Raw genomic sequence first — 20,462 nt, 5'->3', positions numbered from 1 at the left:
CGGCGGGATTTCGAGGCAGGCGGACTTCCGACTTTAACGGTGACCGGGCAGCGCGCCAAGGGCTTTTCGTCACCCTGAAAAATAAACATCAAAAAAGCGTCAAAGTGCGTTTTCCTGTCACGGTTTTTGGAGTATTACAAACTCAGACCGCCGAAACCTGCGACACAGGTGGCGTCTCCCAAGACTCCTTGTGTGTGCAGCTCACCTGAACCCCTGCGGGTGAATTCGGTGGTCATTCGAGGCGCGATACCCCATGGTATTGCGTCGACTGGCTCCCACATAAGGTGACCGAGTATGGATGACCACGGACGTAGCGCTTCCTCCAACCAGCCAATCCTTTATGTACTCGATACCAATGTATTGATTCACGATCCCAACGCCTTACTGAATTTCGAAGAACACCACGTCGCCATCCCCATGACAGTCCTTGAAGAGCTGGACAAGCTCAAGAGCGGGCATCACAGCGTGGCCGCCGAATGCCGTCAGGCGATCCGCCTGATCGACAAGACCCTGGGCGAGGCTTCGCCCGAGGATGTCGAGCTGGGCGTGCCGATCCAGCGTGGCAAGAGCGGGCCCAAGGGCTTGCTGTCGATTCTGATGAGCAAGCGCAACGAGCCCAACAGCCTGTTGCCGGACAATCTCAACGACAACATCATCATCAACCAGTTGATCGACCTGCACGCGCGCAACAAGGACTTGCCCGTGGTGCTGGTGACCAAAGACATCAACATGCGCCTCAAGGCGCGGGCCTGCGGGATCGCCGCCGAGGACTACAGCACCGACCAGCTGGTGGACGACGTGTCCCTGCTGCCCAATGGTTTCCACAACATGAGCGGCTCGTTCTGGGACCGCGTAAGCAAGGTGGAAACCCGTCAGGATCACGGCCGTACCTGGCACCAGGTGCAGTTGATCGACAACCTGCCGGCGGTGCATATCAACGAATTCATCATCGACGAACAGGGCTTTGTCGGCTGGATCAAGGAGATCCGCGCCGATGTGCTGCTGATCCTCGACCTGCATCAGGAACCCCTGTTGCACCAGGAAGCCTGGGGCCTGAAACCGCGCGACATCTACCAGGGCCTGGCGCTGTACGCGCTGCTCGACCCGGACATCCACCTGGTCAACCTGTCCGGCGCCGCCGGCTCCGGCAAGACCATCCTGGCCCTGGCTGCCGCTATCGAGCAGACCATGGTCAGCAAGCGCTACCGGCGCATCATCGCCACCCGCAGCGTGCAGGGGCTGGACCAGGAGATCGGCTTCCTGCCGGGCACCGAGGCGGAGAAGATGGAACCCTGGCTGGGCGCCATCACCGACAACCTCGAAGCCCTGCACATGGATGACGAGAACACCCACGGCAGCGTCGACTACATCCTCAGCAAGGTGCCGTTGCAGTTCAAATCCCTGAACTACATCCGCGGTCGCAGCTTCCAGCAGAGCCTGATCCTGATCGACGAATGCCAGAACCTCACCCCGCACCAGATGAAAACCATCATCACCCGCGCCGGCGCCGGTTCCAAAGTGGTGTGCCTGGGCAACCTGGCACAGATTGATACCCCTTACCTGTCGGCCACCAGCTCGGGCCTGACCTACCTCACCGAACGCTTCAAGGACTTCCCCAACGGCGTGCACATCACCTTGCAAGGGGTGCCGCGCTCGATCCTGGCGGAGTACGCGGAGAGCCATCTGTAACGGCAATTGCTTCCAGCACGGGCGGCCTTCGGGTCGCCCGTTTTGCATTCGGCCTGCGCCACTGGGTTATTCTGCGGCTCCCCGCCGTAGAGCGCTTCCCAGTTGGAAAACACCGGATGACCCGCGTTTCCCTGCGCAATATCGATCTGAATCTGTTGGTGGTACTCGATGCCTTGCTGACGGAAAAGCACGTGACCCGCACTGGCGAGCGCCTGCACCTGAGCCAGCCTGCTATCAGTCATTCCCTGGGCAAGCTGCGGGTGCTACTGGATGATCCGTTGCTGATCCGCCAGGGCAACGACGTGCTGCTCAGCCCCCTGGCCCGCAGCCTGCAAGAGCCCCTCAAGGAGATTCTCAGTCAGATCGAAACCCTGTTCGGCAAGTCCCTCGACTTTGATCCGGCCACCTCCCAGCGGATCTTTCACCTGGCGATGTCGGATTACGGTGCGGCGATCGTGCTCCCCAGGTTGCTGGTGCGTCTGCGTGGCGAAGCGCCCTTGATGCGCCTGGTGGTAACCCAGGGCAGCCGCCACGAGATGTTCGAGCAGATCACCCAAGGCAAGATCGACCTGGCCCTGGGGGTGTTTCCCACCTCCTCGGACGAGATCGTCAAGGAAGTGCTGTTCGAGGAAACTTTTTCCTGTCTGGTGGACCGCGCCACCCTTGAGGGTGACGGCGGCCTGGACCTGACGGCCTATCTGCAGCGTCCCCATCTGCAGGTGTCGATGGATGGTTGTTTCAATGGTGAAGTCGATCACCGCCTGGGGGAGGAGGGACTGCAACGGCAGATCGCGGTCAGCGTGCCCCACTGGGGCATCGCGCCGGGGATGATCCGCGGCACCGACCTGATTCTTACCGTGGCCAGCCGCACCCTGGACGAGATTCTGCTGCCGGAAGGGCTGCTGCGGCTGACCCCGCCCTTGAACATTGCGCCCTTCAAGTTCGTGCAGATCTGGCACTCGCGCTTGAGCGATGACCCGGCCCATCGCTGGTTGCGTGAACAGGTCAAGCTGGCCAGCGTGGCCAAGGCCTGAAATGGCGCCTCAGCCGCGGGTGGTGATGACGAAACCGCCGATCACCACCAGCACGCCGATCAGCTTCTGCAGGCTGATGTCCTTGCGTGGCAGACCCACCAGCCCGAAGTAGTCGATGATCAACGAGATCAGCAACTGGCCGATGATCACCACCATGATGAAGTTCAGCGCCCCCAGGCGCGGCGCCATCAACAGGGCCACGGTGATGTAGAGCACTCCAGCCAGGCCGCCCATCCAGATCCACCAGGGGCCTTGCAGCGCGGCCATGAGATTGGGCTTGGGCACTTTAATGAACAGCAGCAGGACCCCCAGCACCAGCAGGCTGACCAGCAGCGAAACACCGGTGGCCCACAGTGGATGCCCCAGCAGGGTGCCCAGGCGGGCGTTGGTCCCGGCCTGGAGGGGCACGGCGAAACCGGCGAGCAGGCTGAGCAGGATCGAAACGAACAAGGCCATGAAGTGACTTCCTTTTGCGGGTTTTGCGCTGTTGTACGTTTATCCGCAGTCGGGCTCCAATTCGTTGTTTTGATGCGAGTTATTCGCCAGGCTGATTGCCGGTTGGCGCGGCCAAACGCCGGGCAGATGCCCCGTGCGAAAAACTGACCCGCAGGTTTACAATCGGCCCACCTGATCAGGAGTAACACCGTGCTGACTCATCTCGATTCCCAAGGTCGCGCCAATATGGTCGACGTCACCGATAAGGCCGTGACCTTCCGCGAGGCGGCGGCCGAAGCCCGGGTGCGCATGCTCCCGCAAACCCTGCACATGATCGTCAGTGGTGGTCACCCCAAGGGTGACGTGTTCGCCGTGGCGCGCATCGCCGGAATCCAGGCGGCGAAGAAAACCAGTGAGCTGATTCCCCTGTGCCATCCGTTGATGCTCACCAGCGTCAAGGTCGAGCTCAGTGCCGAAGGCGAGGACAGCGTGCGCATCGTGGCGCGTTGCAAGCTGTCGGGGCAGACCGGGGTGGAGATGGAGGCGTTGACCGCCGCCAGCGTCGCCGCGCTGACGATCTATGACATGTGCAAGGCCGTGGACCGCGGCATGACCATCGACGGCGTGCGAGTGCTGGAGAAATCCGGCGGCAAGAGCGGCGATTACCGGGTGGCTGACGCATGAGGATCTCGGTGAAGTTCTTTGCCCGCTACCGTGAGGCCCTGGGGCTCGATGGCCTGCTTGTCGAGGGCGACTTTGCCTGTGTCGACGATGTGCGCCAGGCGCTGTTGTCCCGTGACGGGGCCGCCGTGCTCGCCGAACAGAACCTGATGTGCGCCCGCAACGAAGAGCTGTGCCAGCTTGACGAGCCCCTGGCGGACGGCGATGAAGTGGCGTTCTTCCCCACTGTGACCGGAGGCTGAGATGGCAATCCGTGTGCAAACCGCGGCCTTCGATCCCGGCGCCGAAGTCAACGCCATGCACGCTGCCGATACCGGGGTTGGCGCGGTGGTCAGCTTTGTCGGCTACGTGCGCGACTTCAATGACGGCCAGGACGTGCATGGCATGTTCCTGGAGCACTACCCGGGCATGACCGAAAAGGCCCTGGGCAAGATTGCGGCCGAAGCCGAGCAGCGCTGGCCGCTGTTGCAACTGGAGGTGCTGCACCGCATCGGCGCCCTGGAGCCGGGCGAGCCCATCGTTTTCGTCGGCGCAGCCAGTGCCCATCGTCAGGCGGCGTTCGAAGCCTGCGCCTTTGTCATGGATTATCTGAAGACCCGGGCGCCGTTCTGGAAAAAGGAAAACACCGCCGACGGCCCCCGTTGGGTAGAAGGCCGCGACAGTGATCACGCGGCGGCCGCGCGCTGGAAAGACTGATCCCCCTGATGCTGGCCGGCGGGGCTTGAGCCCGCCCCAATTCAACCTGTAATCGACTGCGACTGTTCCCGCCGACCGCTGGGGATAAGTCGCTGTGCGCGCCGTTGACGATATGTACGTAAAAGTCCAGTATGGATTTACAAGTACAAATACAGCGTCCTCCGTTTCATCCTTTCCTTCTGTCTTGCCAAACCAACAACAACCCGCGAGAGAACGAACATGAAAAAATTCCCCCTCATCAGTGGCCTGGCCTTGAGCTTGTTGGCGTGCAGCAGCCTGATGGCTGCCGAGAAAACCTTGCGCCTGGGCATCGAGGCGGCGTATCCGCCGTTCGCCTTCAAGACCGCCGACGGCAAGATCGGCGGATTCGACTACGACATCGGCAATGCCCTGTGCGCGCAGATGCAGGTCAAGTGCGAGTGGATCGAGGGCGAGTTCGACGGCCTGATTCCCTCGTTGAAAGTGAAGAAGATCGACGCCGCGCTGTCCTCCATGACCATCACCGCGGAACGGCGTAAATCCGTGGATTTCACCCACAAGTACTACTTCACTTCGTCGCGCCTGGTGATGAAGAAGGGCGCGGTGGTGGACGACCAGTACGCCAGCCTCAAGGGCAAGACCGTGGGCGTGCAGCGTTCCACCACCACCGACCGTTTCGCCACCGAGGTCTTCGAGCCCAAGGGCATCAAGGTGGTGCGCTACAGCAACAACGAAGAGATCTACATGGACCTGGCGGCCGGGCGCCTGGACGCGATCTTCGCCGACACCATTCCCCTGGAGGATTTCCTGTCGATGCCGCGGGGCGCCGACTACGCCTTTGTCGGGCCTGAGCTGAAAGATCCGAAATACGTTGGGGAAGGCGCCGGGATTGCGGTGCGCAAGGGCAACAGTGAACTGGTGGGCGAGTTGAACAAGGCCATCGATGAGATTCGCGCCAAGGGCGAATATCAGAAGATCCAGGCCAAGTACTTCAAGTCGGACATTTATGGGGATTGAGACGTTGCGGCGTTCTTGAGGACGCTTTCGCGAGCTCGTTCCTAGGGGATATGTGCAGGGGCGAGCTCGGGAACCTTTATTGTCCCTTCAATTCCTTCAAGTGCTTGTACACCGTCGCCCGGCCCATGTTCAGTACGTTGGCCACGTAGTTGGAGGCGCTCTTGCCCTTGAAGGCGCCCTCGGCGTGCAGCGCCAGTACCAGTTCGCGCTTGTGGTCGCGGGTCAGCAGGTTCAGCCCCAGCTGGCGCTCGCGCAGCCAGTTGTGCAAGAAAGTGTTGATGCGTTCCTGCCAGTCGTCGCGAAACAGTGAATCGGGCTGGGGAATCAGTTTGCTCGGTGAGAGAAACAGGTCCAGCGCGGCCTTGGCATTTTCGAACAGCGAGATATTCAGGTTGATGCACAGCACGGCCATTGGCTGACCGTGGCTGTCGCGCAGCACGCTGCTGAGGCTGCGGATCTTCTGGCCGTCCCAGTTGAGCTTTTCATAGGGACCGATATTGCGTTCGTCGCTGTCGCCACTGAGCAGGTCTTCCAGGGCCGCATCGTCGCCCACTTCGCGCTTGGACAGGTTGTTGGCGATGTAGTCGATCTTCTGCGTGCGCAGGTCGTGGAGCACCACCTCGGCGTGAGGGAAAAACAGCGTGGCGATGGCATCGGCAATCGCCCGGAAATTATCCAGGGCTGGGTCCTTTGCGGGTGAGGTCATGGGTCGTACTCCAGGCGGCTTCAGCGCCCGCCGTTAGCGGGCGCTGGGAGTGTGCCGCAATCGTTCGGGCGCGTCACCCCGCAGGCGGGTTCAACCGAGGCGGGCAGGGGAGAGCATGGCGGACTCCAGGCCGAAGCGGGTCAACTGCTCCGGCAGGGGTTGGCCACGCACCAGGGCGGCGCTGGCCTGGCCCATGGCCGGAGATGTCTGGATGCCGTAGCCGCCTTGCCCGGCGACCCAGAACAGCCCGGGCACCTGTGGATCAAAACCGGCCAGCAGATCGCCGTCGCTGACAAAGCTGCGCAGGCCGGCCCAGGTCCGGGTCGGGCGACGAATACTCAGGGTGGTGGCCTCTTCGATCTGGTAGATGCCCAGGGCAATGTCCAGCTCTTCAGGCTGCACATCATGGGGCTCCACCGGGTCGGCGTTGGCCGGCGAACCGAGGAACATGCCGGCGTCGGGCTTCATGTAGAAGGACTCGTCCAGGCTCACCAACATCGGCCAGTGGTGAATATCGACCCCTTCCGGGCCGGCAAAGATAAAGGCCGCGCGGCGCTTGGGTTGCAGGCCCAGGGGGCGGGCACCGGCCATCGCGCCGATCTGGTCGGCCCAGGCCCCGGCAGCGTTGATCAGCACCGGCGCACTGAAGCCCTGGCCGCTGGTTTGAACCTGCCACAGCCCTTGTTCATCACGGTGCAGCCCCAGCACTTCATGGTCGGTATAGACCTGGCCCTGATGGCGGCGGATGCCCCGCAGGTAGCCCTGATGCAGGGCGTCGGTGTCGATGTCGCTGGCACTGGGGTCGTAGAGGGCGCCATGGACCTTTTCGCGACGCAGGATTGGCAGACGAGCGCAGGCTTCGTCGGCACTGAGCAGTTGCATCTCCGGCACCGTGGCCTTGGCGCTCAGGTACTGGTTGTTCAGTTCGGCCGGATCGCCGGTGAAGTCCACGGTCATTTCCCCTCGTGGCGTCAGCAGCGGGTGGTCGCAGAAGCCCTCCGGCGGATGGTCGAAAAAGTCCCGGCTGGCCAGGGTCAGGGCCCGCACCTGGGCGGTGCCATAGGCGGCGGTGTAGAGCGCGGCAGAGCGGCCGGTGGAGTGATAGGCCGGATGGGATTCGCGCTCCAGCACGATGACGCGGCCGTGGCGCGACAGCCAGTAACCGGTGGAGGCTCCGGCGATACCGCCGCCGATGATGATGAAATCTGCCTGGATCATTCAAGGCTCCTGGAAAAGTGCTAGTGACAGGCCCTTAGTGCGGGTGCCTCAGGTGGTACAGGGCATTGGCCAGGGCGATGTCTTCCAGGCCCAGGCCGATGGAGCGGAAGAACACATGGCGCTCGGCGCTGGGGCGTTGAGCCTGGTTGCTCAGCAGCTCCGGCAGGTCGCCGAGAATCGCCGCGTTGTCCCAGCCGTGCTGTTCACCGGCAATCAGCATCTCGCCGGCCGAGCCCGGGGTGGTACGGCGATAGTCACAATAGACCTGCATCTGCTGCAGTGCGGCGGGCGGCACTTCGTGGGCCCGTGGCGCATTGGTGCTGATGGAGGTGATCAGCGCCGGCTTGTTGAGGGTGCGTGGGTCGATGACCGGTCCGGCGGACGAAGTGCAAAGCATGACCACGTCGGCATCTTCGACAGCCTCTTCAAGCTGCGGGACGATTTGCAGGCGCGGATCGAGGGCCTTGAGACGCGCAAGCTCCTCGGCGGATTTGCTCGCAAGGCTTGGGGAAAAGACGCGGATGCTCTGCCAGGGGCGCAGGTCTTTCACGTAGTGCAGATGAGCCTGGGCCACGGCGCCGCTACCGATGATTGCCAGGTGCCGGGCCTCGGGCGTGGCCAGTGCCTCGACGGCGACCGCCGTAGTGGCGGCGGTGCGTGCGGTGGTCAGTTCGGCGGCGTCGCACAGCAGCAGGGGCTGGCCGCTGTCCATGGACATCAGCAGGGTCCAGGCGGTGACCAGCGGGCCTTCGGCGCGAACGATGTAGGGCGAAGTCTTGACCCCGTAGACCCGATCTTCAGCCAGCACGCCCAGGTAGTTGATGAAGTCGCCGGCGCCCTGGGGAAACTCCACCAGCTGTTGTGGCGGTTGTACGGCGAGTCCGGCGGCCAGGTCGCTAAACAGTTTGCGCAGGATCTGCGGGACGTCGATTTGCGCGAGCAACTGGCGGGCTTCGGTCTGGGCAATCAGGTAGGGCGTGCTGGGCATGTAGGCGTTCCCAAGGAGTTGAACTTATTTGTCCATTATGGACTTTTAGTTTACTTGAGCAACATCCAGGCGAAAAAAAACGCAGCCGGTGATGGGCTGCGTTTTTTCGGCGCGTCTGCTATCAGGCTTGCGGGCGTTTGCGCTCTACTGGGCGCAACAGCTCGGCCGGCGGCATCTCGCAGCTGATCTTGCGCCCCAGCAGGGCTTCGATCGATGGCAACTGATAGGAGTCGTCCTCGCCGGCGAAGCTGATGGACACGCCGTCGGCACCGGCACGCCCGGTCCGGCCGATGCGGTGCACGTAGTCGTCCGGCACTTCCGGCAGGGTGAAGTTGATCACGTGGCTGATGCCGTCGATGTGGATACCGCGGCCGGCCACGTCGGTGGCCACCAGGACCCGGATCTTGCCTTCGCGAAAGCCTTCCAGGGTCTTGATCCGCTTGTGCTGGGGCACGTCGCCGGACAGTTGGGCGGCGTTCACGCCGTCGCGCACCAGGCGTTCTTCGATGCGCCGCACTTCATCCTTGCGGTTGGCGAAGACCATGACCCGCTCCCAGCCGTTGTCGGTGACCAGGTTGTACAGCAGCTTGTACTTGTCGGCCCCGGCCACGGCATAAATGTGCTGTTCGACGTTTTCGCTGGCGACGTTCTCGGCCTCGATCTCGACGATCGCCGGGTCGGTGGTCCACTGCTTGGCCAGGTTCATCACGTCTTCGGTGAAGGTGGCGGAGAACAGCAGGGTCTGGCGCTCGCTCTTGGGCGGGGTCTGGCGAATGATCTGCCGCACTTGCGGAATGAAGCCCATGTCGAGCATGCGGTCGGCTTCGTCCAGCACCATCACTTCGACCATGTCCAGGTGCACGTCACCGCGCTGGTTGAAGTCCAGCAGGCGGCCCGGGGTGGCCACCAGGATGTCGCAGTGGCGAGCTTCCAGGTGCTTGAGCTGCTTGTCGAAATCCATGCCGCCAACGAAGGTCATGACGTTGAGGCCGGTGTATTTGGTCAGGGCCGCGGCGTCCTTGGCGATCTGCACTACCAGTTCCCGGGTCGGGGCAATGATCAGTGCCCGTGGTTCGCCCATGTAGCGCTCTTTCGGCGGCGGGGTCTGCAGCAACTGGGTGATGATCGAGATCAGGAACGCGGCGGTCTTGCCGGTGCCGGTCTGGGCACGGCCGATGGCGTCTTTGCCCGCCAGGGTGAAGCCCAGTACCTGGGCCTGGATCGGCGTGCAGTAGGGAAAGCCCAGGTCCTGGATGGCGTGCATCAGTTCCGGAGCGAGCTTGAAGTCGTGGAAACGGGTCTTGCCTTCCTGGGGTTGCACCACGAAGTCTTCGAGTTTCCAGGTGCTGGCCGCTGGTTTTGGCGGCCGCGGGCGCTGCGCTTGCTCAGGTTTGGGTTGCTCGGCCTTGGGCTTCTCTTGGCGCGGTGCTTTGGGAGCGGAAGGGGCGGCCGGTGTGTTCACCGGTTCTTTTTTAGCTGCGGTAGCAGGTGCGCTCCGCTCCGGCTGACGGCCGTCATTGCGGCTGCTGGAACTGGGGGAAGGGGCGCTGGGGCTTGGCGCGAGCGGCTCAGCCTCGCTTTTACCGAAGATTTTCTTGAGTGCTTTGAGCACGGTCATCTCATCAATTGGTTAAGGAATGTACGCCGGCCAGTGTAATGCAAGAAACGGGCGCGGCGTAGTCTGTTGCTTGTGGTCCTGGCGCGAGGCACTTTTTCTAGCGCAAACGCTCGCTCAGCCAGGTGCCGATATCACGGATTTCTTCCGGTAACACCTCGTGTCCCATTGGGTATTCCTGCCATGTCACGGTGACACCGTGCTGTTTCAGGTACTCGTATGCGGTGCGTCCCATGGCGTTCTGCACCACTTCGTCGTACTGGCCGTGCAGGGACAGCACCGGAATCCGCTGTTGGCTGGCGCACAGTTGCAGTTCGTCGCTGAAGGTCGGGGCATAGGTGGAGAGGGCAAGTACGCCACCCAAGGGACCCTGCCATTTGAGGAAGGCGGTGTGCAGTACCACGGCGCCACCTTGGGAGAAACCCGCGAGGAAAATGCGCGATGCGTCTATTCCGCTTGCGCGTTGCTCTTCGATAAGTCTGATGACCTCGTCAGATGATTCTTCGAGCTGTTCGCGACTGATCGCGCGAGCCGGGCTCATGGCCAAAATGTCGTACCAGCTGGGCATGGCGTATCCGCCATTGATGGTCACGGCACGGGTCGGTGCCTGGGGCAGGACGAAGCGGGTGCTCAAGAGTTTTTCCTGCAGCATCTCGGCCACCGGCAGGAAGTCGTAACGGTCCGCTCCCAGGCCATGAAGCCAGATCACACAGGCATCTGTGGGCTTGCTGGGCTGAAGAATCAAGGGCTCGGTCATGGCTGCTCCATTTATGTGCGTGCGCGCTGATTGAGTGCGAGGTTAAGGGGCGCGCCCGGTTGATCGGTGAAGAAGATGTCGCACGGTTGAACGTTTTGCTATTGACCACTGGCTGAAACGCTTTAGCCGAAACTGTGGTACGGGCTTTGCTATGGCTCAGAAAGAGGAGCGGATGTGATAGCACGCTCTGCCGGCGGTAACACTAACAGGCTACCGCGGGCGATGGCATACCCACCTCCTCTGATACAGGTTCGCCTACGGCCGCTACGGGCTCTGTGAACTGCAAAGGGCTAAAGCCCGTTCGGCCGATTGGTGAGATGTAGGTCCCCCATTACGTGGATTTCTCCTACTAGACTCATAGCGAAGGTCTTACGCCGCTTGACCCTATAAAAAGCCGACACGGGTCAACAGCGCCTCATGAGGGTGCGGCAGGACTCAAGCTCCGACACAACAAGAGCAAAACTGGAGGTTTGAATGAAGATGTTGAAATCCACCCTGGCCGTCGTTACGGCGGCCACGGTACTGGCTACAAGCGGTTTCGCACAGGCGGGTGCGACCCTCGATGCAGTACAGAAGAAAGGTTTCGTACAGTGCGGCGTCAGCGATGGTCTGCCGGGCTTCTCGGTACCGGACGCTACCGGCAAGATTCTCGGCATTGACGCCGATGTCTGCCGTGCCGTGGCCGCAGCCGTATTCGGCGATGCGACCAAGGTCAAGTTCAGCCAGTTGAACGCCAAGGAGCGCTTCACTGCGCTGCAATCCGGCGAGATCGACGTGCTGTCGCGCAATACCACCTGGACCAGTTCCCGTGACGCGGGTATGGGCCTGATGTTCGCCGGCGTCACTTATTACGACGGTATTGGCTTCCTGGTGAACAACAAACTGGGTGTGAAAAGTGCCAAGGAGTTGGACGGTGCGACCATCTGTATTCAAGCCGGTACTACCACCGAGCTGAACGTGTCGGACTACTTCCGCGGCAATGGTCTGAAATACACCCCGATCACCTTCGATACTTCCGATGAAAGCGCCAAGTCCCTGGAATCCGGGCGTTGCGACGTGCTGACATCCGACAAGTCCCAGCTCTACGCACAGCGCAGCAAGCTGGCGACCCCGACCGATTATGTCGTGCTGCCGGAAACCATCTCCAAGGAGCCTTTGGGCCCGGTGGTGCGTAAGGGCGACGAAGAGTGGTTCAGCATCGTCAAGTGGACCCTGTTCGCCATGCTCAACGCCGAAGAGGCGGGCATCACCTCGAAAAATGTCGAGGCTGAAGCCAAGTCCACCAAGAACCCTGATGTAGCACGTCTGCTGGGCGCGGACGGTGAATACGGCAAAGACCTGAAACTGCCGAAGGACTGGGTAGTACAGATCGTCAAGCAAGTAGGTAACTACGGTGAAGTGTTCGAGAAAAACCTCGGCAAGAGCACGCCACTGGCCATCGACCGCGGCCTGAACGCGCTGTGGAACAACGGCGGCATCCAATACGCACCACCTGTGCGCTGATGGTTCTATCACCCGGCGGGCCAACCGCCGGGTGATGTTCTGTTCCATTATTCCTGGGGCACTTCATGCAAAATTCAATCGGCGCACCCAAGCAGAGGCTTAGCCTCAGCGATCCGCGTGTGCGCGCCTGGCTGTTCCAGATCATCACCCTTGTGGCGGTGGTTTCGCTGGGCTGGTTTCTGTTCGACAACACGCAAACCAACCTCCAGCACCGGGGTATTACCTCGGGTTTCGACTTTCTTGAGCGCAGCGCCGGTTTCGGCATCGCTCAACACTTGATTGCCTACACCGAAGCGGACAGTTATGCCCGGGTCTTCGTCATCGGTCTGCTCAATACGCTGCTGGTGACCTTTATCGGGGTGATCCTGGCGACCTTGCTGGGGTTCATCATCGGGGTGGCGCGGCTGTCGCAGAACTGGATCATCAGCAAACTGGCGACGGTGTATGTGGAAGTGTTCCGCAACATTCCGCCGCTGCTGCAGATCCTGTTCTGGTACTTCGCGGTGTTCCTGACCATGCCGGGGCCGCGCAACAGCCATAACTTCGGCGACACCTTCTTCGTCAGCAGTCGTGGCTTGAACATGCCGGCGGCGCAGATGGCTCCAGGGTTCTGGGCGTTCTTTGCGAGTGTGGTGCTGGCCATCGTCGCCATCGTGCTGATGTGCCGCTGGGCCAACAAACGCTTTGAAGACACCGGGGTGCCGTTCCACAAGTTCTGGACTGGCCTGGCGTTGCTGCTGGTGATTCCGACGCTGTGCGCGCTGGTCTTCGGCTCGCCCGTGCATTGGGAGTTGCCGAAGCTGCAAGGCTTCAACTTCGTCGGCGGCTGGGTGCTGATCCCCGAACTCTTGGCCCTGACCCTGGCCCTGACCGTCTACACCGCGGCGTTCATCGCCGAAATCGTGCGCTCCGGGATCAAGTCGGTGAGCCACGGCCAGACCGAGGCGGCCCGCTCCCTGGGCCTGCGCAACGGTCCGACCCTGCGCAAGGTGATCATTCCCCAGGCCTTGCGGGTGATCATTCCGCCACTGACCAGCCAGTATCTGAATCTGGCGAAGAACTCGTCTCTGGCCGCCGGTATCGGTTACCCGGAAATGGTTTCGCTATTCGCCGGCACGGTGCTCAACCAGACCGGCCAGGCCATTGAGGTCATTGCCATCACCATGAGCGTGTACCTGGCAATCAGCATCAGCATTTCCCTGCTGATGAACTGGTACAACAAGCGCATTGCGCTGATCGAGCGGTGAGGAAGCGCCCATGACGACTCATACTTTCAAGCCCGATATGCCGCCGCCCAGCCGCAGTATCGGCGTGCTGGCGTGGATGCGCGCCAACATGTTCTCCAACTGGCTCAACACCCTGTTGACCCTGTTTGCCTTCTACCTGATCTATCTGGTGGTACCGCCGATCCTGCAGTGGGCGATCCTCGACGCCAACTGGGTCGGCACCACCCGTGCCGACTGCACCAAGGACGGTGCCTGTTGGGTGTTCATCCAGCAGCGTTTCGGCCAGTTCATGTATGGCTACTACCCAGTGGAACTGCGCTGGCGGGTGGACCTGACCGTATGGCTGGCGGTGATCGGCGTGGCTCCCTTGTTCATCTCGCGCTTTGCTCGCAAAGCGATCTACGGCCTGTGTTTCCTGGTGTGGTACCCGGTGCTGGCCTACACCCTGCTGCACGGCGGCTACCTGGGCCTGAGCACAGTCGCCACCAGCCAGTGGGGCGGCCTGATGCTGACTTTGGTGATTGCCACGGTGGGCATTGCCGGGGCGTTGCCCCTGGGTATCCTGCTGGCATTGGGACGACGTTCCAACCTGCCGGCGATCCGCGTGGTCTGCGTGACCTTCATCGAGTTCTGGCGTGGCGTGCCGCTGATCACGGTGCTGTTCATGTCGTCGGTGATGTTGCCGCTGTTCCTGCCCGAGGGCATGAACTTCGACAAGCTGCTGCGGGCGTTGATCGGGGTGATCCTGTTCCAGTCGGCCTATGTGGCCGAGGTGGTGCGTGGCGGTTTGCAGGCCATTCCCAAGGGCCAGTACGAAGCGGCTGCCGCCATGGGCCTGGGTTACTGGCGCGCGATGGGCCTGGTGATTCTGCCGCAAGCCCTGAAGCTGGTGATTCCCGGGATCGTCAACACCTTCATCGCCCTGTTCAAGGACACCAGCCTGGTGATCATCATCGGCCTGTTCGACCTGCTCAACAGCGTCAAGCAAGCCGCCGCCGATCCCAAATGGCTGGGCATGGCCACCGAAGGCTATGTCTTCGCGGCCCTGGTGTTCTGGATTTTCTGTTTCGGTATGTCCCGCTACTCCATGCATCTGGAGCGTAAGTTGGACACAGGCCACAAGCGTTAGGAGTACCTCCATGAGTGAAGCGAACAAAAAGCCTGTGGGCCCTGAAGGCATTATTCAGATGCAGGGTGTGAACAAGTGGTACGGCCAGTTCCACGTGTTGAAGGACATCAACCTCAACGTCAGGCAGGGTGAGCGCATCGTGCTGTGCGGGCCTTCGGGATCGGGCAAATCCACCACCATCCGCTGCCTCAACCGTCTGGAAGAGCACCAGCAGGGACGCATCGTGGTGGATGGGGTGGAGCTGACCAACGACCTCAAGCAGATCGAGGCCATTCGCCGGGAAGTGGGCATGGTGTTCCAGCACTTCAACCTGTTCCCGCACCTGACCATCCTGCAAAACTGCACCCTGGCGCCGATGTGGGTGCGCAAGATGCCCAAGCGCAAGGCCGAGGAAATTGCCATGCATTACTTGGAGCGGGTGCGGATTCCGGAGCAGGCCAACAAGTACCCGGGCCAGCTGTCCGGTGGCCAGCAGCAACGGGTGGCGATTGCCCGGGCGCTGTGCATGAAGCCCAAGATCATGCTGTTCGACGAACCCACCTCGGCCCTGGACCCGGAAATGGTCAAGGAGGTGCTCGATACCATGATCGGCCTCGCCGAAGACGGCATGACCATGCTCTGCGTGACCCATGAAATGGGTTTTGCCCGCACCGTGGCCAACCGGGTGATCTTCATGGACAAGGGCGAGATCGTCGAGCAGGCGGCCCCCAACGACTTCTTCGACAACCCGCAAAATGATCGCACCAAGCTGTTCCTGAGCCAGATCCTGCATTGATCCTGATGCACGGCTGGTGCTGACGATAAACCCGGACTGGCTCCGGGTTTATTTTTGCCCTGCATTCAGCTGCCGGCTGCGCCGAGCTGTGGTTCGGGGTGGTCGCCCAAGGCTGAGGGCGCCAGCCGTGGTTCGCCAAGCTCCAGTACGTCCTTCATCAACTGTGGGTGGCGATCCAGCAGGCGCATCAGCACGTACAGCGGTTGGGGCACGCCGACTTCGCCGCGCTCGTAACGGGAAAAGGCGTTGTGCCCGCCGCCGGACAGCAGTTTGACCGCTTCTTTCTGCGAGAGGTGCAGCTTGCGGCGGATGCGCTTCAGGTCGGCGGCGACGCTCTGCCGGTACTCCTCCAGCAAGTGGTCGCCCGCGGCGGCATAGCGCTCTGCACTCTGGGCATCGAATTCGATTTCACCGCACTCCTGGCATTCCCAGCCCGCCAGGCCATGGAGCTGACGCTGCAGGTGCCGGTAGTCGATGAGCTCGCTGCGCTGCTCGAAGGCCAGCATGCCGGTGGGAGTGCCGCAGCTGTAGCATTGTTGTCGTTTCATGTCTCTGCCTCCTTGAAGGAGATCACCGGAGGCCCTGCACCGGGGCGGTAGGTGACCTTGATGTAGAGCGTCCGGTTATCGATGCGGGTGTAATACACGTCCTGCCACAGCCGGTGATCGCCATAGGTGGTCATCGATTTGTAGAACAGGCTGCCCTGCAGTCCGGCTACTACTCGTTGCATGGCGGCCAGGGACAATCCGAGTTCCTTGCCGCAGCGCAATGCGCTTCGAGTGAAGGCTTGTGCTCCTTGCCGAACGACCTGTGCCTTGATCAGCGACAGGTCGTAATGAGGTGTTTTCTTTTCCATGAGACACCCTTGAGGCTCGACCGAAATTACCCTTATAGGGTTTTTTGTCAAGACCTGTTTGCAATGGCGAAAGTGCCTCCTCCAGCCTAAATCGTTGAACTCTCGGAAAAGCCTGAATACCATGTCGGACAATTCATCCGATGATTGGATGATTGAGCGAGTCCCATGAGCGAAACATCCCCCCTGATCAAAAAATCCCTGGTCGACCAGGCCCTGGAACAACTGCGCAAACGCATCAACAGCGGTGTCTGGCGGGTCGGCCAGCGCTTGCCCACCGAACCGGAACTGGCCCAAGAACTGGGCATCAGCCGCAATACCGTGCGTGAAGCCATGCGAGTGCTGGCGTTCTCCGGACTGATTGAGATCCGCCAGGGCGACGGCAGCTACCTGCGAGCCGTGGCCGATCCACTGGACATGCTCCAGGCCCTGTCCCAGTGCTCCCTGGAACAGGCCCGGGAAACCCGGCAAATCCTCGAAGTGGAGGCGGTCGGCCTGGCGGCCCTGCGCCGCACCGACGAGGACCTGCTGGCCCTGAACCAAGCCTTGCAGGCCAGCGGCGGGCATTTTCATGGCGATCTGGAAAGCTACATCGCCTGCGACCTGGTGTTTCATCAGGGCCTGGTGGATGCCGCGCACAATCCGACCCTGAGCCAGCTGTACCGCTATTTCTCCAGTGTGGTGGGCGCTCAGTTGCGCCAGGCCTTGACGGTTACTCCGCGCCGCCAGGACGTCTTCGATCTCCACCAGCATCTGCTGGACGCCATCGAGCAGGGCGACCCCGAGCGGGCCAAGCAGCTGTCCCGCCAGTTGATCAACGAATCCTGAATCCGAGACCTTTATGTCCAACCAGCAGTCCCCTCCGAACACCCCGTCGCCTCCCGAGTTGTTGATCGATGCCGAGGCCGATGACGAAGAAGTCCAGCAGTCCCCGCCACCTTTGCGGCGGCCCTGGCTGTTGCTGCTGGGGCTGATTCTGGTGGCGTTGAACCTGCGTCCGGCGCTGTCGAGCATGGCGCCGTTGCTCAGTGATGTATCCCAGAGCCTGGGTCTGTCGGCGGCCAAGGCGGGGTTGCTGACCACCTTGCCGGTGTTGTGCCTGGGGCTGTTCGCGCCGTTGGCGCCGCTGCTGGCCCGGCGTTTCGGCGCCGAACGGGTGGTGCTGGGGATTCTCCTGACCCTGGCCCTGGGCATTGTGCTGCGCAGTTCCCTGGGGGAGTTCGGCGTCTTTGCCGGGAGCATCCTGGCCGGCGCCAGCATCGGTGTGATCGGGGTGCTGCTGCCGGGCATCGTCAAGCGCGATTTTGCCCGCCATGCAGGCACCATGACCGGGGTCTACACCATGGCCCTGTGCCTGGGGGCGGCGATGGCGGCAGGCGCGACGGTGCCCCTGAGCCAGCACTTCGGTAGCAGCTGGGCCATGGGCCTGGGGTTCTGGGTCGTGCCGGCGCTGGCGGCGGCGCTGTTCTGGTTGCCGCAAGTGGGGCACAAACACGGCGCCCACCATGTCGCCTTCCGTGTGCGCGGGTTGCTGCGTGATCGCCTGGCCTGGCAGGTGACCTTGTACATGGGCCTGCAGTCCTCCCTGGCCTACATCGTGTTTGGCTGGTTGCCATCGATCCTGATCGGTCGTGGGCTGACTCCGACCCAGGCCGGACTGGTGCTGTCGGGTTCGGTCATCGTGCAACTGGCCAGCTCCCTGGCGGCGCCCTGGCTGGCGACTCGCGGCAAGGACCAGCGTCTGGCCATCGTGATCGTCATGCTGATGACCTTGGGCGGTCTGTTCGGCTGCCTGTATGCACCGCTTGATGGCTTGTGGGGCTGGGCCATTCTGCTGGGCCTGGGGCAAGGAGGCACTTTCAGCCTGGCCCTGACCCTGATCGTCCTGCGCTCACGGGATACCCATGTGGCCGCCAACCTGTCGAGCATGGCCCAGGGCATTGGCTACACCCTGGCGTCCATGGGGCCGTTTGCCGTGGGGCTGGTGCATGACTGGACCGGCGGCTGGAACGCCGTGGGCTGGATCTTCGCGGTGTTGGGCAGCGGGGCGATCATTGCCGGGCTGGGCGCCGGCCGCTCGCTGTATGTGCAGGCGCAAAGCGAGAGGATCTGAGGAGCGTCACTGTCGGTATTTGCACGGCAAATGCCGATAGTCTTCTCTGGGCGTGCGGATTATTGTGCTGGCATCCCTTTGTCCTTCCGGAGTCCGCCCATGAGTGATGCCCACCGCGTCCTGATCACTGAGTTCTACCAGGCCTTCCAGCGGCTCGATGCCGAGGCCATGAGCGCCTGCTATACCGAGGACGTTGTATTCAGTGATCCGGCCTTCGGCGAATTGCGCGGACGTGACGCCGGCGACATGTGGCGCATGCTCACTTCCCGGGCCAAGGACTTTTCCCTGACCTTCGATCAGGTGCATGCCGACGAGCGTTCGGGTGGTGCGCACTGGGTCGCCACCTACCTGTTCAGTCAGACCGGCAACACGGTGGTCAACGATATCCAGGCGCGCTTCGTGTTTCGCGATGGCAAGATCTGTGAGCACCACGACCATTTCGACCTGTGGCGTTGGGCGCGCCAGGCCCTGGGGGCCAAGGGGCTTTTGCTGGGCTGGACGCCGCTGCTGAAAAATGCCGTTCGCGCCCAGGCCCGTAAAGGCCTCAAGGCCTTCCAGAGCGGTCGCTGAAAGCCATCCTCTGCTAAGATCGCGGCTTGTTATCCACAGGCCCCGATGGTTTTTGTGAGCAGCCCCGATCCAAACCCCGTGATTGCCGTCGAACTGCCCGCGCCTGCCAGCAAACCCTGGTTTGTGTATCTGGTGCGTGCGGCCAATGGCGCCCTTTATTGCGGCATCAGCGACGACCCGGTGAAGCGCTTCGCCAAGCACCAGAGTGGCAAGGGCGCGCGTTTCTTTCTCTCCAGCCCGGCGGTGGCCCTGGTCTATACCGAAGCTTGTCGGGACAAGAGCGAGGCTCTGCGTCAGGAGCGGTTGATCAAGAAGCTCAGGAAAAGCGCCAAGGAGTGTCTGGTGGCGTCTGCTGGGGCAGCAGCATCAATCTGACTGATAGGTGCTCATCTAGTCGGATCGGTAGGCCGTCCATGGATTGCGCGCTAAGCTCAGCGCTTTCCCTCTTCCGGCGGACCCCAGCATGTCAGAGTTGATCCTGCACCATTACCCGACCTCTCCCTTCGCGGAAAAAGCCCGTTTGCTCCTGGGCTTCAAGGGCCTGTCCTGGCGCTCCGTGAAGATTTCCCCGGTGATGCCCAAGCCTGATCTGACGGCCCTGACCGGTGGCTATCGCAAGACGCCGGTACTGCAGGTCGGTGCTGATATCTACTGCGACACGGCTTTGATCGCCCGGCGCCTGGAGCGGGAAAAGGCCTCGCCGGCGCTGTTTCCCGAAGGCCAGGAAATGATCAGCGCGACCTTCGCCGCCTGGGTCGACTCGGTGGTGTTCCAGCATGCGGTGACCCTGGTGTTCCAGCCCGAGTCTGCCGCAGCACGTTTCGGCAAGATGCCGCCGGAGGTGGTCAAGGCCTTCATGGCCGACCGCGCCGGGTTGTTCAGTGGTGGCAGCGCCAGTCGTCTGCCCCTGGAAGTGGCCAAGCATCAGTGGCCGACCATCATGGCGCGTCTGGAGCAGCAACTGCAGCGCGAGCCGGGGGACTTCCTGTTTGGTGAGCCCTCGATTGCCGATATCGCCCTGGCGCACCCGCTGTGGTTCCTCAAGGGTACGCCGGTGACGGCGCCGCTGGTGGACGAGTATCCGGCGGTATCAGCCTGGTTGGCGCGAGTGCTGGGCTTTGGTCACGGTTCCTTCACCGAGATGAGCGCTGAAGAGGCCCTTGAGGTGTCGCGCGGTGCGACCCCGGCGCCGCTGCCGGATGAGCGGTTTGTCGATCCCAATGGCTTTGTGGCAGGGCAGCAGGTGGTGATTGCTGCGACCGACTATGGAGTCGATCCGGTGGCGGGCGAGTTGCTGTTTGCCGGTACTGAAGAGTTGATCCTGCGCCGTGAAGATCCACGTGCCGGTTTGGTCCACGTGCACTTCCCGCGGTTGGGTTTCCGTATCCAGGCACATTGATTCACACCTGTAGGAGCTGGCTTGCCAGCGAAGGCGTGCTCAAGATCGATGCTCGATCTACTGGCCCTTTCGCCGGCAA

General features: G+C 62.0%; 23 protein-coding genes. 15 read left to right on the top strand and 8 right to left on the bottom strand.

All coding sequences use genetic code 11. From position 1 onward, the window contains the following. Positions 1–294 precede the first annotated feature (294 nt). Together Q8O96_RS13325 and Q8O96_RS13320 are read left to right on the top strand one after the other, a co-directional pair. Positions 295–1,689: a PhoH family protein gene (locus Q8O96_RS13325; protein WP_102861248.1), complete on the top strand. Its 1,395-nt coding sequence runs from the start codon at positions 295–297 to the stop codon at positions 1,687–1,689. 116 nt (positions 1,690–1,805) lie between these two features. Continuing rightward, entirely contained in the window at positions 1,806–2,723 is a 918-nt protein-coding gene (locus Q8O96_RS13320) for a LysR family transcriptional regulator (RefSeq protein WP_305948932.1), read from the top strand. 9 nt (positions 2,724–2,732) lie between these two features. Here Q8O96_RS13320 and Q8O96_RS13315 read toward each other — a convergent pair whose 3' ends face one another. After that, entirely contained in the window at positions 2,733–3,179 is a 447-nt protein-coding gene (locus Q8O96_RS13315) for a DMT family transporter (protein WP_047301890.1), read from the bottom strand. Between the two features lie 189 nt (positions 3,180–3,368). Here Q8O96_RS13315 and moaC point away from each other — a divergent pair, with 189 nt between their 5' ends. The 4 genes from moaC (at position 3,369) to Q8O96_RS13295 (ending at position 5,531) form a co-directional block, all read left to right on the top strand. Then, a complete protein-coding gene (moaC, locus tag Q8O96_RS13310) occupies positions 3,369–3,842 on the top strand; it encodes a cyclic pyranopterin monophosphate synthase MoaC (protein WP_102861250.1) in 474 nt (157 codons plus the stop codon). Further along, positions 3,839–4,081 carry a MoaD/ThiS family protein gene (locus tag Q8O96_RS13305; protein WP_102861251.1) on the top strand — a complete coding sequence of 81 codons (243 nt, stop codon included), beginning with the start codon at positions 3,839–3,841 and terminating at the stop codon, positions 4,079–4,081. Before moaC ends, Q8O96_RS13305 begins: the two co-directional genes overlap by 4 nt. Before the next feature lies 1 nt (position 4,082). Continuing rightward, positions 4,083–4,535 carry a molybdopterin synthase catalytic subunit MoaE gene (gene moaE / locus Q8O96_RS13300; protein WP_102861252.1) on the top strand — a complete coding sequence of 151 codons (453 nt, stop codon included), beginning with the start codon at positions 4,083–4,085 and terminating at the stop codon, positions 4,533–4,535. Positions 4,536–4,754: 219 nt separating this feature from the next. Continuing rightward, positions 4,755–5,531, top strand: a complete 777-nt coding sequence (locus Q8O96_RS13295; protein WP_159895907.1) for an ABC transporter substrate-binding protein — start codon at positions 4,755–4,757, stop codon at positions 5,529–5,531. Positions 5,532–5,607: 76 nt separating this feature from the next. Here the strand turns inward: Q8O96_RS13295 and Q8O96_RS13290 are convergent, their stop codons facing one another. The 5 genes from Q8O96_RS13290 to Q8O96_RS13270 all read right to left on the bottom strand — a co-directional run bounded on the left by Q8O96_RS13290 (position 5,608) and on the right by Q8O96_RS13270 (position 10,815). Continuing rightward, the gene (locus Q8O96_RS13290; protein ID WP_102861254.1) at positions 5,608–6,237 is read right to left on the bottom strand and encodes a transcriptional regulator; all 630 of its coding nucleotides are present in this window, start codon (positions 6,235–6,237) and stop codon (positions 5,608–5,610) included. A gap of 90 nt (positions 6,238–6,327) precedes the next feature. Then, positions 6,328–7,455, bottom strand: a complete 1,128-nt coding sequence (locus tag Q8O96_RS13285) for an FAD-binding oxidoreductase (RefSeq protein WP_305948931.1) — start codon at positions 7,453–7,455, stop codon at positions 6,328–6,330. A 34-nt stretch (positions 7,456–7,489) separates the two neighbouring features. Then, positions 7,490–8,443: an ornithine cyclodeaminase family protein gene (locus tag Q8O96_RS13280; protein ID WP_305948930.1), complete on the bottom strand. Its 954-nt coding sequence runs from the start codon at positions 8,441–8,443 to the stop codon at positions 7,490–7,492. A 121-nt stretch (positions 8,444–8,564) separates the two neighbouring features. Continuing rightward, positions 8,565–10,061: an ATP-dependent RNA helicase RhlB gene (gene rhlB, locus Q8O96_RS13275; RefSeq protein ID WP_102861257.1), complete on the bottom strand. Its 1,497-nt coding sequence runs from the start codon at positions 10,059–10,061 to the stop codon at positions 8,565–8,567. A gap of 97 nt (positions 10,062–10,158) precedes the next feature. After that, positions 10,159–10,815: an alpha/beta hydrolase gene (locus Q8O96_RS13270; RefSeq protein ID WP_102861258.1), complete on the bottom strand. Its 657-nt coding sequence runs from the start codon at positions 10,813–10,815 to the stop codon at positions 10,159–10,161. 474 nt (positions 10,816–11,289) lie between these two features. On the opposite strand from Q8O96_RS13270, the gene Q8O96_RS13265 reads away from it, so the two are divergent. From Q8O96_RS13265 to Q8O96_RS13250, 4 genes are all read left to right on the top strand, one after another. Then, on the top strand, positions 11,290–12,318 hold the full coding sequence (locus Q8O96_RS13265) for an amino acid ABC transporter substrate-binding protein (protein ID WP_102861259.1): 1,029 nt from the start codon (positions 11,290–11,292) through the stop codon (positions 12,316–12,318). 65 nt (positions 12,319–12,383) lie between these two features. Beyond that, positions 12,384–13,565: an amino acid ABC transporter permease gene (locus Q8O96_RS13260; protein WP_305948929.1), complete on the top strand. Its 1,182-nt coding sequence runs from the start codon at positions 12,384–12,386 to the stop codon at positions 13,563–13,565. A 10-nt stretch (positions 13,566–13,575) separates the two neighbouring features. Then, positions 13,576–14,673 carry an amino acid ABC transporter permease gene (locus tag Q8O96_RS13255; RefSeq protein WP_102861261.1) on the top strand — a complete coding sequence of 366 codons (1,098 nt, stop codon included), beginning with the start codon at positions 13,576–13,578 and terminating at the stop codon, positions 14,671–14,673. A 10-nt stretch (positions 14,674–14,683) separates the two neighbouring features. Beyond that, entirely contained in the window at positions 14,684–15,448 is a 765-nt protein-coding gene (locus tag Q8O96_RS13250) for an amino acid ABC transporter ATP-binding protein (RefSeq protein WP_016965197.1), read from the top strand. A gap of 65 nt (positions 15,449–15,513) precedes the next feature. Here Q8O96_RS13250 and Q8O96_RS13245 read toward each other — a convergent pair whose 3' ends face one another. Together Q8O96_RS13245 and Q8O96_RS13240 are read right to left on the bottom strand one after the other, a co-directional pair. Continuing rightward, positions 15,514–15,996, bottom strand: coding sequence for a type II toxin-antitoxin system MqsA family antitoxin (locus tag Q8O96_RS13245; protein ID WP_305948928.1), 483 nt, complete (start codon positions 15,994–15,996; stop codon positions 15,514–15,516). Beyond that, positions 15,993–16,304 carry a type II toxin-antitoxin system MqsR family toxin gene (locus Q8O96_RS13240; RefSeq protein ID WP_102861263.1) on the bottom strand — a complete coding sequence of 104 codons (312 nt, stop codon included), beginning with the start codon at positions 16,302–16,304 and terminating at the stop codon, positions 15,993–15,995. The genes Q8O96_RS13245 and Q8O96_RS13240 overlap by 4 nt, the downstream gene beginning before the upstream one ends. A 165-nt stretch (positions 16,305–16,469) precedes the next feature. On the opposite strand from Q8O96_RS13240, the gene Q8O96_RS13235 reads away from it, so the two are divergent. The 5 genes from Q8O96_RS13235 (at position 16,470) to Q8O96_RS13215 (ending at position 20,383) form a co-directional block, all read left to right on the top strand. Then, complete coding sequence (locus Q8O96_RS13235; RefSeq protein WP_305948927.1) at positions 16,470–17,129, top strand: FadR/GntR family transcriptional regulator; 660 nt, start codon at positions 16,470–16,472, stop codon at positions 17,127–17,129. Between the two features lie 13 nt (positions 17,130–17,142). Continuing rightward, the gene (locus Q8O96_RS13230) at positions 17,143–18,414 is read left to right on the top strand and encodes a CynX/NimT family MFS transporter (protein WP_102861265.1); all 1,272 of its coding nucleotides are present in this window, start codon (positions 17,143–17,145) and stop codon (positions 18,412–18,414) included. Positions 18,415–18,513: 99 nt separating this feature from the next. After that, on the top strand, positions 18,514–18,984 hold the full coding sequence (locus Q8O96_RS13225; protein WP_102861266.1) for a nuclear transport factor 2 family protein: 471 nt from the start codon (positions 18,514–18,516) through the stop codon (positions 18,982–18,984). Positions 18,985–19,038: 54 nt separating this feature from the next. Further along, a complete protein-coding gene (locus Q8O96_RS13220; protein ID WP_305948926.1) occupies positions 19,039–19,359 on the top strand; it encodes a GIY-YIG nuclease family protein in 321 nt (106 codons plus the stop codon). An 88-nt stretch (positions 19,360–19,447) separates the two neighbouring features. Beyond that, positions 19,448–20,383, top strand: a complete 936-nt coding sequence (locus Q8O96_RS13215; protein ID WP_305948925.1) for a glutathione S-transferase family protein — start codon at positions 19,448–19,450, stop codon at positions 20,381–20,383. Positions 20,384–20,462 lie beyond the last annotated feature (79 nt).

The organism is Pseudomonas sp. LPH60 (genome assembly GCF_030718165.1).
GTDB lineage: Bacteria > Pseudomonadota > Gammaproteobacteria > Pseudomonadales > Pseudomonadaceae > Aquipseudomonas > Aquipseudomonas danubii.
This window is presented reverse-complemented; position numbering and strand designations above follow the sequence as displayed.